This is a genomic window from Holophagales bacterium (genome assembly GCA_016699405.1).
Lineage (GTDB): Bacteria > Acidobacteriota > Thermoanaerobaculia > Multivoradales > JAGPDF01 > JAAYLR01.
The window spans coordinates 4133972-4146563 of record CP064972.1 but is presented as its reverse complement, the minus strand read 5'-3'; the positions used below and the strand labels follow the sequence as shown (position 1 = coordinate 4146563).

General features: G+C 72.4%; 10 protein-coding genes. 7 read left to right on the top strand and 3 right to left on the bottom strand.

The window, feature by feature from the left end; translation table 11 throughout:
- The first annotated feature begins 45 nt into the window (after positions 1-45).
- Together IPJ17_17145 and IPJ17_17140 are read left to right on the top strand one after the other, a co-directional pair.
- Positions 46-984, top strand: coding sequence for an alpha/beta fold hydrolase (locus IPJ17_17145; protein ID QQR73188.1), 939 nt, complete (start codon positions 46-48; stop codon positions 982-984).
- 32 nt (positions 985-1016) lie between these two features.
- The gene (locus IPJ17_17140; protein ID QQR73187.1) at positions 1017-1436 is read left to right on the top strand and encodes a DoxX family membrane protein; all 420 of its coding nucleotides are present in this window, start codon (positions 1017-1019) and stop codon (positions 1434-1436) included.
- A 76-nt stretch (positions 1437-1512) separates the two neighbouring features.
- Here the strand turns inward: IPJ17_17140 and IPJ17_17135 are convergent, their stop codons facing one another.
- Positions 1513-2694 (bottom strand): DUF4097 family beta strand repeat protein, encoded by a 1182-nt coding sequence (locus tag IPJ17_17135; GenBank protein ID QQR73186.1) that lies wholly within the window; start codon positions 2692-2694, stop codon positions 1513-1515.
- Positions 2695-2796: 102 nt separating this feature from the next.
- Between IPJ17_17135 and pssA the strand changes: the two genes are divergently transcribed.
- The gene (pssA, locus tag IPJ17_17130; protein ID QQR73185.1) at positions 2797-3504 is read left to right on the top strand and encodes a CDP-diacylglycerol--serine O-phosphatidyltransferase; all 708 of its coding nucleotides are present in this window, start codon (positions 2797-2799) and stop codon (positions 3502-3504) included.
- A gap of 9 nt (positions 3505-3513) precedes the next feature.
- Here the strand turns inward: pssA and IPJ17_17125 are convergent, their stop codons facing one another.
- Positions 3514-3954 (bottom strand): MOSC domain-containing protein, encoded by a 441-nt coding sequence (locus tag IPJ17_17125; protein ID QQR73184.1) that lies wholly within the window; start codon positions 3952-3954, stop codon positions 3514-3516.
- Between the two features lie 109 nt (positions 3955-4063).
- Here IPJ17_17125 and IPJ17_17120 point away from each other — a divergent pair, with 109 nt between their 5' ends.
- From IPJ17_17120 to IPJ17_17105, 4 genes are all read left to right on the top strand, one after another.
- Positions 4064-6289, top strand: coding sequence for a thioredoxin domain-containing protein (locus tag IPJ17_17120; GenBank protein ID QQR73183.1), 2226 nt, complete (start codon positions 4064-4066; stop codon positions 6287-6289).
- 138 nt (positions 6290-6427) lie between these two features.
- Complete coding sequence (locus tag IPJ17_17115; protein QQR73182.1) at positions 6428-7243, top strand: GNAT family N-acetyltransferase; 816 nt, start codon at positions 6428-6430, stop codon at positions 7241-7243.
- 26 nt (positions 7244-7269) lie between these two features.
- On the top strand, positions 7270-8031 hold the full coding sequence (locus tag IPJ17_17110) for a 1-acyl-sn-glycerol-3-phosphate acyltransferase (GenBank protein QQR73181.1): 762 nt from the start codon (positions 7270-7272) through the stop codon (positions 8029-8031).
- 5 nt (positions 8032-8036) lie between these two features.
- Complete coding sequence (locus IPJ17_17105) at positions 8037-9836, top strand: tetratricopeptide repeat protein (protein ID QQR73180.1); 1800 nt, start codon at positions 8037-8039, stop codon at positions 9834-9836.
- Positions 9837-10183: 347 nt separating this feature from the next.
- Here the strand turns inward: IPJ17_17105 and IPJ17_17100 are convergent, their stop codons facing one another.
- Entirely contained in the window at positions 10184-12487 is a 2304-nt protein-coding gene (locus IPJ17_17100; GenBank protein QQR73179.1) for an RNA-binding transcriptional accessory protein, read from the bottom strand.
- Between the last annotated feature and the right edge of the window lie 105 nt (positions 12488-12592).

The window sequence follows — 12592 nt, the reverse complement described above, 5'->3', positions numbered from 1 at the left end:
GGGCGCCTCGCCGGTGCGCTCAAGCCGCCGCGGGTGCCGCCCTCGGTGCCGTGGAAGACCACGCTCGACGATCCGGCGATCGGCCCGCTCACGATCACCGGGGCGCTCGCCGTGCAGCCGGGGGCGCGCGCCTTGGCGCTGCTCGTCCACGGCCTCGGTGGCTCGATCGCGAGCTCGTACCTGCTCTCGGCGGCCGCTGCGGCGGCCGACGCCGGGCTCTCCTCGCTGCGCCTCAATCTCCGTGGCTCGGATCGCCGCGGCGGCGACTACTACCACGCCGGGCTGACCGACGACCTGCGCGTGGCGCTGGCCAGCCCGGAGGTCGCCGCGGCGTCCCAGGTGGTGCTGCTCGGCTACTCGCTCGGCGGACACGTCGTCCTGCGCTACCTGACGGAGGACGGGGTCGACTCACGGGTCGCGGCGGCGGCGGCGGTCTGCGCGCCGCTCGATCTCGACGCCGGAGCCCGGGCGATCGACGCTCCCGGTCGCTGGCTCTACCGGCGCTACCTGCTCAACCACCTCGGCGAGATCTACCGCGAGGTGGCGCGCACGCGTCCGGTGCCCATCCCGCCGTCGCGCCTGCGCGACGTGCGGACGCTGCGCGAGTTCGACCGGCTGGTGATCGCGCCGCGTTTCGGCTTTCGCGACGCCGAGGACTACTACGCCCGGGCGAGCGTCGGGCCGCGACTCGCGCTCCTGGCACGGCCGGCGCTCCTCGTGGCATCCCGACACGACCCGATGGTGCCCGCCGCGACGCTCGTCACCTCGCTCGCCGCCGCTCCGCCTCAGCTCTCCGTCCGTTGGGCCGACCGCGGCGGCCACGTCGGGCTGCCGCCCGACCTCGATCTCGAGCTCGACCTCGAGCCCGGTGCGCCGCGTGGGGTTGCTGCGCAGGCCCTGGCGTGGCTCCGGCGGGAGGCGGATCGAGCCTCGTCGTCCCCGGTCGAGCCGAACGAGGGGAAACGACCCGGGCCGGCGCAGTAGGATCGGCGTCCTGTCGATCGGAGGAGCTTCGGATGGCGAAAGCTGGAGTGAGGAGTGGCGGAGGCAAGGGCCAGGGGACCGACCTCGGTCTGCTGCTCGCCCGACTCGGGCCGGCGTTGGCGGCGATGGTCGCCGGCTACCCGGTGCTTTTCGGCGGCCCGCGGGGGTGGGCGGCGGCGGGTCCCGCTGCCGCGGCACTCGCCGGGGTCGGAGAGCCTCGGCTGTGGGGGTTTCTCGGCGGCGCGATCGGCTTCGCCGGGGGCCTGCTGCTCGCCATCGGCCTGCTGGCTCGTCCGGTCGCCGTGGCGCTCGCCGTCACCGCTCTCGGCATCGGCTGGATCGCCTTTCAGGGCGCCGGCCTCCTCGCGGCGGCGACCCCGATGGCCGCCGCCCTGGTGTGCGCAGCCCTGGCGTTGCTCGGCCCGGGCCGCTACGCGCTCGACGCGCGCTGACCCGGTCGCGCGAGTCGAGCGCCGGGGGATGCCGCCGGGTGGTGACCCGGCGGCACGAGCCCGGAAGCGCGACGGCTCAGCGGGCGGCAGCCCGCACCGTCACGTCGCCGCTGCCGGTGTCGATCCGAGCGAGACCGCTCTCGCCGTTGCCGACGCGACCGGCGAGCTCGCCGTGACCGTTCCGCTCCACCGTCAGGCCCGGCAGCTTGACGTCGACGCCGCCCGAGGAGGTCGAGACCTCGAGGCGCAACGGCGGGAAGTCGCCGGTCGGTTCGATCACCACGTCGCCGCTCCCGGTGTCGGCCACCAGCTTGCGGACCCGGGAGAAATCGCCGGCCAGCCGCACGTCGCCTGAACCGGTATTGGCGTTCACCTCCGACCCGGCGGCGATCTGCGTCGCGACGACGCTCCCCGATCCCGTGTCGAGAGCGAGCGAGCCGGTCACCTCCTCGAGGCGCACGTCGCCCGAACCCGTGTCGAAGCTCGCCCGTTCACCGCGCAGGCCGTGTCCGTCGATCGACCCGGAGCCGGTGTCCACCGTCACGTCGCCCTGGACCGTGGCAAGGCGCACGTCGCCCGATCCGGTGTCGACGGCGAGCTTGCCCTGATGGGTGTCGACCGAGACATTGCCGGAGCCGGTGTCGATGCCGAGGGCTCCCACCGTCGAGCGGGCGGTCACGTCCCCGCCTCCGGTGTCGAGGGAGAGGTCTCCGTGGACGCGTTCGGCGTCGATCGTGCCGGCGAGCGTGCGGAGCTTGGCGCCGTGGCCGGCCGGGATCTTGATCGCCAGGTCGCAGTAGAGCAGCACCGCGCCGCCGCGGGAGCCGGAGTAGACCGTCACGTCCCGGCCCTGGAACTTGCCGTTGCTCTGCGACAGCCCGCCCAGGATGCCGCCGCCGTCCTTGCCGGGATAGATGTACTTGCGGTGCTCGTCGAGTGGATAGGTGAGCTTGGCGACGATCCGGTCACCCGCCGGAGCGAGCTCCAGCCGCAGCGTGTCGGCGAGCGCTGCGGACTCGGCATGCACCGTGCCCTCGATGACCAGCTCGGTGCCGGTCGACGGTTCGATCCGGAGCTTGCCGGCGATGTTTTCGAGATCGAGCGTGGCGCCGGCGGCCGGAGTCAGCGCCGAGCGCAGGGGACGAGTCACCTCCCCGGCGGCCGCGGCCGGGAGAGTGAGTCCGGCGGCGGTCAGCAGGGCGAGGGCGGCGAGCGAGATGCGGACGCGGCGTCCGCGACCAGCGAGTGGATTCGGCATGGCGGATCTCCTTCGGCGGGGGAGAGTCCCCGTGAGCCGAACTACGCGTCCGCTGCCGCCAGGTTTCGACCCCCCGTCCGGTTGGGTTATCCTCAGCCCCTCGTGCCGAACCGCGGTCGCTCCCCTCGCTACCTGGTTCCCAACCTGGTCACCGGCCTGAACATCGTTCTCGGCTTCGGCTCGATGATTGCCGCGGCCGACGGCCAGCCGCGGCTGGCCGTCAACCTCCTGGTGGCGGCGGTCTTCTGCGACCTCTTCGACGGGCAGCTCGCCCGTCTGCTCAAGGCGACCAGCAAGTTCGGACAGCAGATGGACAGCCTGTCGGACGCGATCTCTTTCGGCGCCGCCCCGGCGTTCCTGGTTTATCGGGCATCGCTGCACGAGCTCGGTGCCGCCGGGTTGGCTTGCTCGGTGCTCTATCTCCTGGCCGGGGTGCTGCGCCTGGCACGCTTCAACCTGACGAGCAACGAGCACGTCAAGGAGCGACGGACGCTCGGCGTGCCGATCCCCGTCGGAGCCGGCTACCTGATGGCCGCGACGCTGGTGCGCGACCTGCTGACTCCGACCGCCGTGGCGACGGTCGCCGTCGTGATGGCCCTGCTCATGGTGTCGACGGTCCGGTTGCCGCAGATGAAGGGCAACAACCTCGTCTCGTGGATGCTGCTCGTTGGGATCGCCAACTATCTGGCGGTGGTCGTCCGCCCGGGGTGGCCGACGGTGCTCTGGTGGAACGCGTGGAACGCGCTCATCCTGCTCGCCGCCTGGCAGGGGGAGCGTCGTCGCGACCGCCAACAGATCGGCTTGGCCTGAGCCATCGGTTCAGTCGCCGTCTTCCCAGCCCACGACATCGCCGACGGCGATCTCCCCGCCCTCGACGATCTCCGCCCAGGCTCCGGCTCGCCAGTCGGGCTCGAGGGCGCGCTGCAAGCCGGGGTAGGCCTCGTCCATGCGGTAGCACGGGCGTGTCTCGCCCTGGATCAGCAGCAGGCAGCGGCCGAGGCGCAAGCGGCGTCCCCGCGTCCCTTTGAAGTCGAGCTGCTCGACGAGCACGTTGGCGCGCCGTGCCGACGGAGCGACCTGGGCACCGAGCTCGCTTTCGGCTTCGGTCCAGCGCTCGGCCGAGACCAGGGTGACCTGGCGGCGACCTCCGAAGTCGGCGTTGCCGGCGATCCCCTGGCCGGCGACGAGCGTCGCCCGCGTCGCCGGATCCATCGGCCCGCGATGAGCGCGCTTGATCCAGAGGTTGACGATCTTCGCCATGCGCCGGAGCTTATCGAATCGGCGGTTCCGTCCGTTCCGCGAGGCGGCGCGAAGAGGAGACGACGGCGAGCGGATCGCCCCGCGCCGGTTCGAGTGAGAAGATCCGAGCATGACGACTCCGACCGGCCGGACGAACCGGCTCGCGCGGGAGAGCAGCCCCTACCTGCAACTCCACGCCCACAACCCTGTCGACTGGTACCCCTGGGGCGAAGAGGCCCTCGCCCGCGCCCGCTCCGAGGACAAGCCGATCTTCCTCTCGGTGGGCTACTCGACCTGCTATTGGTGCCACGTGATGGAGCGCGAGTCGTTCTCCGACCCGGCGATCGCCGAGCGGATGAACCGGGACTTCGTCTGCATCAAGGTCGATCGCGAAGAGCGGCCGGACCTCGACGACATCTACATGGCCGCGACGCAGGTGCTCGCCGAGCAGGGCGGCTGGCCCAACTCGGTCTTTCTCACCCCTGGCCTCGAGCCGTTCTTCGCCGGGACCTACTTCCCTCCGGCCGACGCGCACGGCCGGCCAGGGTTCCCGACCGTCCTGCACTCGCTCGCCCACGCCTGGCGTGAGCGGCGCCGCGAGGTCGAGGAGCAGGCGGGCGAGGTGATGCGTGCCATCCGCTCCTACCTCGAAGGGGTCGCGTCGCGCGGCGGCGAGCTCGCCGCGGACGATCCCGCGCTCTCGGCGCTCGCCGGCCTGCGCCGCCGCTTCGACGCCACCTGGGGCGGGTTCGGCGGCGCGCCGAAGTTCCCCACGCCGGCCAACCTCCTGCTGCTCCTCGAGCTCGCGCCGGAGCGTCCCGAGGCCGACCTGATGCTCGGCGCGACGCTCGACGCGATGGGCCGCGGCGGCATCTGCGACCAGCTCGGCGGAGGGTTTCACCGCTACTCCGTCGACCGCGAGTGGCGCGTCCCGCACTTCGAGAAGATGCTCTACGACAACGCGCTGCTGCTCGAGATCTATGCGCGCGACTTCCGGCGCACCGGACTCGCCGAAAGAGCGCGGGTGGCACGCGAGTGCGCGGGCTTCCTGCTGCGCGAGCTGGCGGCGCCGGAGGGCGGATTCTGGAGCGCTCTCGACGCCGAGACGGACGGCCGGGAGGGGGCCTTCTACGCCTGGCGGCGGGCCGATCTCGAGGCGGCGCTCGGTCTGGAGGACGCCACGTTCGCCGCGCCGTTGCTCGGGTTCGAAGGTGAGCCGTTCTTCGAGCACGACGCCTACGTGCTGCATCTTCCCAAGCCGGTCGACGTGCTGGCGCGCGAACGCCGGATGGAGTCGCGGGAGTTGCTCGCCGAGCTCGCCGGGCCGCGGGCCCGTCTGCTCGCCGCCCGCGCGGCGCGGCCGCGTCCGGCGACCGACGACAAGGTGCTCACCGATTGGAACGGATTGACGATCGCCGGTCTCGCCGTGGCGGGGCGGGTGCTCGACGAGCCGGCGTGGATCGACCGGGCGGCGCACGCCGCCGAATTCATCCTCGCCGCGATGCGTCCGGCGGGCGGACCGCTGCTGCACGTCTGGCGAGCGGGCGAGGCGCGCCTTCCTGCCTACCTCGGTGACTACGCAGGGATGCTGCGTGGCCTGCTCGCGCTTGCCGAGGTGACGGGCGCTCCGCAGTGGAGCCGCGCGGCACGCGACCTGGCCGGGGAGATGGTCGCGAGGCTGCGGGCCCCCGACGGCGGGTTCTTCAACGCCGCGGCCGGCGACGACCTGCTGGTGCGTCCCCGTGACGTCTTCGACGGGGCGATCCCGGCGGCCAATGCCCTCGCCGCGCTCGCCCTCCTCGAGCTCGCGGAGCGCACCGGCGAGGAGCGTTGGCGAGTCGAAGCGGAGAGCACGGTCCGGGCGTTCGGCGCGCTCCTCGAGCGGCAGGCCGAGTCGGTGCGGACCCTGGCGCTGGCGGCGCATCGACTGGCAGCCAGAGGTCGCGGCCGGGATGCGCTGGCCGCGCTCCTCGCCGAAGCGCGACGGGCGGCGACCCCGCACCTGGAGCTCGCGCCCGCGGGAGCGGACGGCTACCGTTCGTTTCGCCTGACGATCGCACTCGGCGCGGGCTGGCACCTGGCGGTGCCGGGAGAAGCGGGACCGGAGGCGGCGACGGCCGGGCTCGGGCCCCGCCTCGACGCGTCGCAGGCCGAACTGCGGCAGGTGCGCTGGCCGGCGGCGGCCGAGGTCGGCGGTCCGGAGCCGCCGGCACCAGACCCCGCGCTCCCCGGGACGGTCGAGATCGCCGGCGAGGTCCGTCCGCAGTCGGCTGAGGCGCGGCTCGTGCTGCGTCTCCAACTGTGCGACGACCATCGCTGCCTTCCGCCGGTCGACTTCGACCTGCCGTTGGGCTGAGCGACCGGCGGGGCCTGTCACGCTCCTGTTGCCCCTCCGTTGCGCGGTCGGCTGGGGCCGGGCGGAGGGGTCGCTTATGATCTCTCCGAGCGATCGGACAGGGGACGGACAGCACCCCGATCGCCGAAGGAGGGATCCATGGCGGAGCCGACGGTCGAGAGCCTCTCCATCGCCACCTATCCCGGCAGTCGCACCGCGCTGCCCGACGGCAGCTTCAGCGAAGGCAGCTACCGAGTTCGCTATGCCCGCAATGCCGCCGAGCTCGACGAGCTGCTGCAGCTGCGCTTCGCAGTCTTCAACGTCGAGATGGGCGAGGGGCTGCAGGAGTCGTGGGAGAGCGGGAGAGACGAGGACGAGTTCGATCCGCAGTGCCACCACCTGATCGTCGAGCACCTGCCGAGCGGGCGGATCATCGGCACCTACCGGATCCAGACGGCGCAGATGGCGGCGGCGGCGCGAGGTTTCTACACCGGCACCGAGTTCGATCTCTCGGCGCTCCCGCCGGAGGTGTTGCGGCACTCGGTCGAAGCGGGCCGGGCCTGCATTCTCCGCGAGCATCGTCTGAAGCCCGTCCTCTACCTGCTGTGGAAGGGCCTGGCCCTGTACATGACGCACAACGATCGACGCTTCCTTTTCGGTCCCTGCTCGCTGACCAGCCAGGACCCGTGGGACGGCAAGCGCGCCTTCGACCGCTTCGTGCGCGACGGGCTGATCCATCCCTCGGTCCGTCTCGAGGCGATGCCCGGGTATGCCTGCGAATGGCCCGGCGAGGACCCGGAGCCGGCGAAGGCCGAGGCGCTCCGCATCCCGCCGCTCTTCGACATGTACCTGCGCTATGCTGGCCGGGTTTGCGGCCCGCCGGTGATCGACCGACGCTTCAAGACGATCGACTTCTTCGTGCTGTTCGACGTCCAGGCGCTCACCCCTCGAGCGCACCGGATGTTCTTCGGCTGAAGGTCGGTCTGCGGCGCTCGCTGCGCGTGCGCTGGCGGATCGTCGCCTGCGCTTTCTGGTCGGCGGTCGGCTACTCGCTCGCCATGCTGGCCAATCTTCTCTTCGCGAAGGCGCCGGAGCGGCGGGCCCACTGGCGCGGCGTGGCCTTCCAGCTCTGGTCGCGGCGGTTGCTGGCGGTCTTCGGCGTGCGACTGCGCGTGGCGGGGAGCGCCCCGTCCCCGCCCTTCGTCCTCGTCTCGAACCACCTCACCTATCTCGACATCTGCACCCTGGGCGCCTGCCTGCCCTGCGTCTTCGTCGCCAAGGGAGAGATCGACGGCTGGCCGATCTTCGGCTCGCTCTGTCGCTCGGTGGGCACCGTCTTCGTCGACCGGACCGTCAAACGCGACATCCCGCGCGCCCTCGGCGAGCTCGAACAGGCGGTGGCGGAGCGACGCGGCATCGTGATCTTCGCCGAAGGGACGACCGGCTCGGGCGCGAGCATCCTGCCGTTCCGCTCGTCGTTTCTCGACCTGCCGGCGAAGCGCGAGCTGCCGGTGCACTGGGCGGCGATCTCCTACGCCACGCCGGGGGACGATCCGCCCGCCGCGCTCTCGGTCTGCTGGTGGGGTGACATGCCCTTCGGCGCGCACGTGCGCGAGCTGCTCAAGCTCGACGGCATCGAGGCGACCGTGACCTTCGGCCGCGAGCCGATGGTCGATCGCGATCGCAAGGCGCTCACCGCCCGATTGCATGCGGAGATCGCTGCGGCGTTCACGCCGATCCCGCAGCCCTCCGGCGAGGGATGAAGGCGATGGCGGCGAGCCCGATCGCGTCGCCCGCCTCCGGTCCGTCGACCGCCTTCCGGCTCGGGCACGGCGGCCGGCTCGTCGTCTCCCTCCTGCTCGCCGCGGCGGTCGCCGTGCTCTTCGCCCCGGCGGGTGGCTACGGCTTCGTCGACTGGGACGACCCGGTCTACGTCAGCGCCAATCCGCACGTGCTCGGCGGATTGAGCCGCGAGAGCGTCGTCTGGGCCTGGACGACTCGACATGCCGCGAACTGGCATCCGCTGACCTGGATGTCGCACATGCTCGACGTCGACCTCTTCGGCCCCGGGCCGAGCGCCCCGCATCGCGTCAACGTGGCCCTGCACGTGCTCAACACGTTGCTGGTGCTCGCCCTCTTCTGGCGCCTGTCGCCGCATCGTCCGCTCGCCGGGCTGACCGCGGCGACGCTCTTCGGGCTCCATCCGCTGCGCGTCGAGTCGGTCGCCTGGGTGGCCGAGCGCAAGGACGTGCTGTGTGGCCTCTTTGCCCTGCTGGCGCTGCTCGCCTACCTGGGGTGGCGGCGCCGCGGGGGTCGCTGGCGCCATCTCGCGGTGACCCTGGCCGTGGCGGCGGCGCTCGCCGCCAAGCCGATGGCTGTCACCTTGCCGCTGATCTTCCTCCTGCTCGATCTCTGGCCGCTGCGTGAAGAGGGGACCGCCTTCGATTGGCGGCGACGCCTTCTCGAGAAGCTTCCGTGGGCGGTGCTCGCCGCTGGCGCCGCGTTGGCGACGATCGCCGCGCAGCACGGCGGCGGAGCGGTGGCGGGGCGTAGCGAGCTCGCGCTCGGCGCACGGCTCGCCAACGCGGCGCTCGCCATTCCGCGCTACGTTGCCCTGACCCTGCGACCCCACGGCCTCGCCGCGCTCTATCCGCACCCTTGGCTGCCGGGCGGCGAGCCGCCGTCGTCCGACGCGATCGCGATTCGTGCGCTGGCGGTGATCGCAGTCAGCGGCCTTGCCTGGAGGATGCTCACGGTGCGTCGCGCGCGCGCCTTCGACGACGCGGCCCGCCCGGTGGCCTTCGGCTGGCTGCTCTTCGTCGTCGCGCTGCTGCCGACGCTCGGGCTCGTGCAGGTCGGCGAGCAGGCGCTTGCCGACCGCTACACCTACCTGCCTCACGTCGGGCTTCTCTGGGCGCTCGTCTCGCTCGTCGCGGCGCTGCTCGATCGCCTGCGCGTGGCGTCCCCGGCGCTGGCGCGCGGTGCGGGGTCGCTGCTCGCGCTCGCCTCGATCGCCCTGGCGGCGGGACGAACGCACGCCCAGCTTCCCGCCTGGAGCTCGACTGAGACGCTCTTTCGCCGCTCCCTTGCGGCCGAGCCGCGCAATCCCGTGTTGCAATACCACCTCGGTCGCCAGCGGATGATCGCCGGCGACCTCGACGAGGCCGAGTCGCTGTTGCACGCCGCGCTGGCTTCACGGCCGCGCTTCGCCGAGCCGCACCGTCTTCTCGGCCTGATCGAGGAGGGGCGGGGTCGCCGTGTCGAGGCGGCGCGCGAGCTCGACCTTGCTGTCGGCATGGTGCCGGACTATCTCGCGGCGCGCCTCGATCTCGTTCGTGTGCTCATCGATCTGGAAGCCTGGTCGCGCGCCGAAGACGAGCTGCGGCGGGCCCTGGATGCCGCGCCCGATTCACCGCTGGCGCGATTCGAGCTCGGCCGATTGCGGGAGCGTCAGGGACGGTTCGCCGAGGCTGAAGCCGCCTGGCGCGAGGCGGCGAAGCTGGCGCCCGACTGGGACGAGCCGCGGCGGGCGCTCGCCGCGCTCCCGGCAGCGTCGAGCGTGCCGTGACCGCGAAACGAGACACGCAAGAACGAGAAAAGAGGAGGCTCCTTGCGGAAGCCTCCTCTTTCGTTGCGCCGAGGTTGCGTGCCGTTCTCGGCCGTTCGGGCCGAATCGCTGTCGGGGTGTCGATGAACCCGCGATCAGCTGGGAAGACTCAGCTCGCGTCTCGGCTGGTGCGCCCTCGGAGTCGCCGTCCTGAGAGGCCCGACTCCGAGGGCCCCGTCTTGCCCGGTGGAGTCATCTCAACCTCCTTGCTCGAGATTCAAGGTACGCCTGCCGCACCGAGGTTGTCAAGGGTTTCGCGCGGCAAAATCAAGCCGATTCACGCCGTCGGTTGATCTCGCGTCGAGGGCTCAACGACGGCTGAATTTCCGCGCGAGATCGGCGACGGTCGGCTGCGGTCGCGCTGTCGTCGGGGCGGGTTTGGGCGTCGCGCTGCGACGCTCGCCCTCGCGCGACTCACCGCGTGTCGCTGGCGCGGCGAGCGCCTTGATCGAGAGCTGCACGCGCCCGCGCTCGCGATCGACCTCCTTGACCATCACCTTGACGACTTCACCGACGCGTACCGCCTCGCGCGGGTCGGCGATCCAGCGCGTCGAGAGCTCCGAGAGGTGCACCAGTCCGTCGCGCTTCACGCCGATGTCGACGAAGGCGCCGAAGTTCGTGACGTTCGAGACGCGCCCTTCGAGCACCATGCCGACGACGAGGTCGTCGAGCGTCGCCACGTCGTCGCGCCAGGCCGGGGCGACGAAGTCGGGTCGCGGGTCGCGGCCCGGGCGCTCGAGCTCGGCGCGGATGTCGGCGAGGGTGAAGCGCCCCATGCCGGAGCGCTCGTCGAGCAACGAGTCGATCGGCAGGGCGGCCACCCGTGCCGGGTTGCCGACCAGCTCGACGAGATCGAGCCCGGCCGAGCGCGCGAGCTGTTCGATCGCCGAGTAGCGCTCCGGATGGACCGCCGTGCGGTCGAGCGGATGGCTGCCGTCGCGCAGGCGGAGGAATCCGGCCGCCTGCTCGAAGGTCTTCGGGCCGAGGCCGGGGACCTCGAGCAGCTCACGCCGGGAGCGGAAGGGGCCGTGGGCGTCGCGGCGCGCGACGATCGCGGCGGCGAGCCGGCTGGAGAGACCGGAGACGCGTCCGAGCAGCGCCGGCGAGGCGCTGTTGAGCTCGACGCCGACGCGATTGACCACGCCCTCCACCGCGAGGTCGAGCTCGCGGGCGAGGGCGCGCGGCTCGAGGTCGTGCTGATACTGGCCGACTCCGAGCGAGCGCGGCTCGATCTTGACCAGCTCGGCGAGCGGGTCCTGCAATCGGCGGGCGATCGACGCCGCGCCGCGCAGCGACACGTCGAGGTCGGGAAGCTCCTGGCGCGCGACTTCGGAGGCGGAGTAGACCGAGGCTCCGGTCTCGGGGACGATCGCCACGATCACCTCGGCGAGCCCGGCCGCGGAGAGCGCGGCGCGCGCGGCCCGTTCGGTCTCGCGCCCGGCGGTGCCGTTGCCGACGGCGACGGCCCGCACCGCGTGCGCGCGAGCGAGGTCGACGAGCCGTCGCGCCGCGGCGGCGATCGCTTCCGGCCGCTCGTCGACGAGGCGCAGCACGTCGGTGGCGACGACGCGGCCGGTCGGGTCGACGACGGCGAGCTTGCATCCGGTGCGCAAGCCCGGGTCGAGACCGACGACCGCGTACTGGCCGAACGGCGACTGCAGCAGCAGCGACTCGAGGTTGGCGCGGAAGACGCCGATCGCTTCGGCCTCGGCGCGCTCGCGCAGCTCCGAGCGGACCTCGTGCGTCACCGACGGGCGGAGCAGCCGCTGGTAGGAATCGGCGGTCGCCGCGGCGACTTCGCGGCCGCAGGGCGTGCCGAGGTCCACCTTCCACGTCGTGCCGAGCCAAGCCACGAACGGCTCGTCGGCGATCGCCAGGTCGGTGAAGAGGATCCCTTCGCGCTCGCCGCGGTCGATCGCCAGCAGGCGGTGCGAAGCGATGGTGCGCGCCGCTTCGGCGTGCGCGAAGTAGTCGCGGTAGGTCCGCCCCTCCTCCTCCTTGCCGGAGAGCACGCGCGCCGAGAGCATCCCGGCGGTGCGGAGCGAATCGCGCAGGCGGGCCCGGACTTCGGCGTTCTCGGCCAGTCGCTCGGCGAGGATGTCGCGCGCACCGGCGACCGCGCTCTCCGCGTCGGCGACGCCACGCTCGTCCGCGACGAACGCCGCGCCGAGCGCCGCGGGGTCCTGCGCTCCGGCCGCACCGGCCAGCAGGAGGTCGGCGAGCGGCTCGAGACCGCGTTCCCGCGCGATCTGCGCGCGGGTGCGCCGCTTCGGCTTGTACGGCAGGTAGAGGTCCTCGAGCTCCTGCTTGGTGACGGCGGCGCGCAGCGCGGCCTCGAGCTCGGCGGTGAGCTTGCCCTGGTCGCCGACCGAGGCGAGGATCGCGTCGCGTCGCTCGGCGAGCTCGAGGAAGTAGTCGCGTCGCTTGGCGATCGTCTCGACCGCGGCGTCGTCGAGGCCGCCGGTGGCCTCCTTGCGGTAGCGGGCAACGAACGGCACGGTCGCGCCGTCGGCGAAGAGCGCGTCGGCGGCGGCGACCTGGCGGGGAGTGCATCCGACTTCGCGCGCCACGGCTCCGGCGAAGCGCGGCTCGAGCGCTTGCGACTTCTGCATCGTCAGCTCCTTCGTACGGGTCCGCGGCGGCGACGCCGGTGGCGGGGGGCCGCGCGCGGGGAGGGGATCTTGCCAGATCGGCCGCGACGAACGGAAGAGTCGTCG

Coding starts and splice junctions, on each gene's coding strand:
- IPJ17_17135 (QQR73186.1), bottom strand. CDS start 2,694: ATGCCGAATCCACTCGCTGGTCGCGGACGCCGCGTCCGCATCTCGCTC.
- IPJ17_17140 (QQR73187.1), top strand. CDS start 1,017: ATGGCGAAAGCTGGAGTGAGGAGTGGCGGAGGCAAGGGCCAGGGGACC.
- IPJ17_17115 (QQR73182.1), top strand. CDS start 6,428: ATGGCGGAGCCGACGGTCGAGAGCCTCTCCATCGCCACCTATCCCGGC.
- IPJ17_17100 (QQR73179.1), bottom strand. CDS start 12,487: ATGCAGAAGTCGCAAGCGCTCGAGCCGCGCTTCGCCGGAGCCGTGGCG.
- IPJ17_17105 (QQR73180.1), top strand. CDS start 8,037: ATGGCGGCGAGCCCGATCGCGTCGCCCGCCTCCGGTCCGTCGACCGCC.
- IPJ17_17120 (QQR73183.1), top strand. CDS start 4,064: ATGACGACTCCGACCGGCCGGACGAACCGGCTCGCGCGGGAGAGCAGC.
- IPJ17_17125 (QQR73184.1), bottom strand. CDS start 3,954: ATGGCGAAGATCGTCAACCTCTGGATCAAGCGCGCTCATCGCGGGCCG.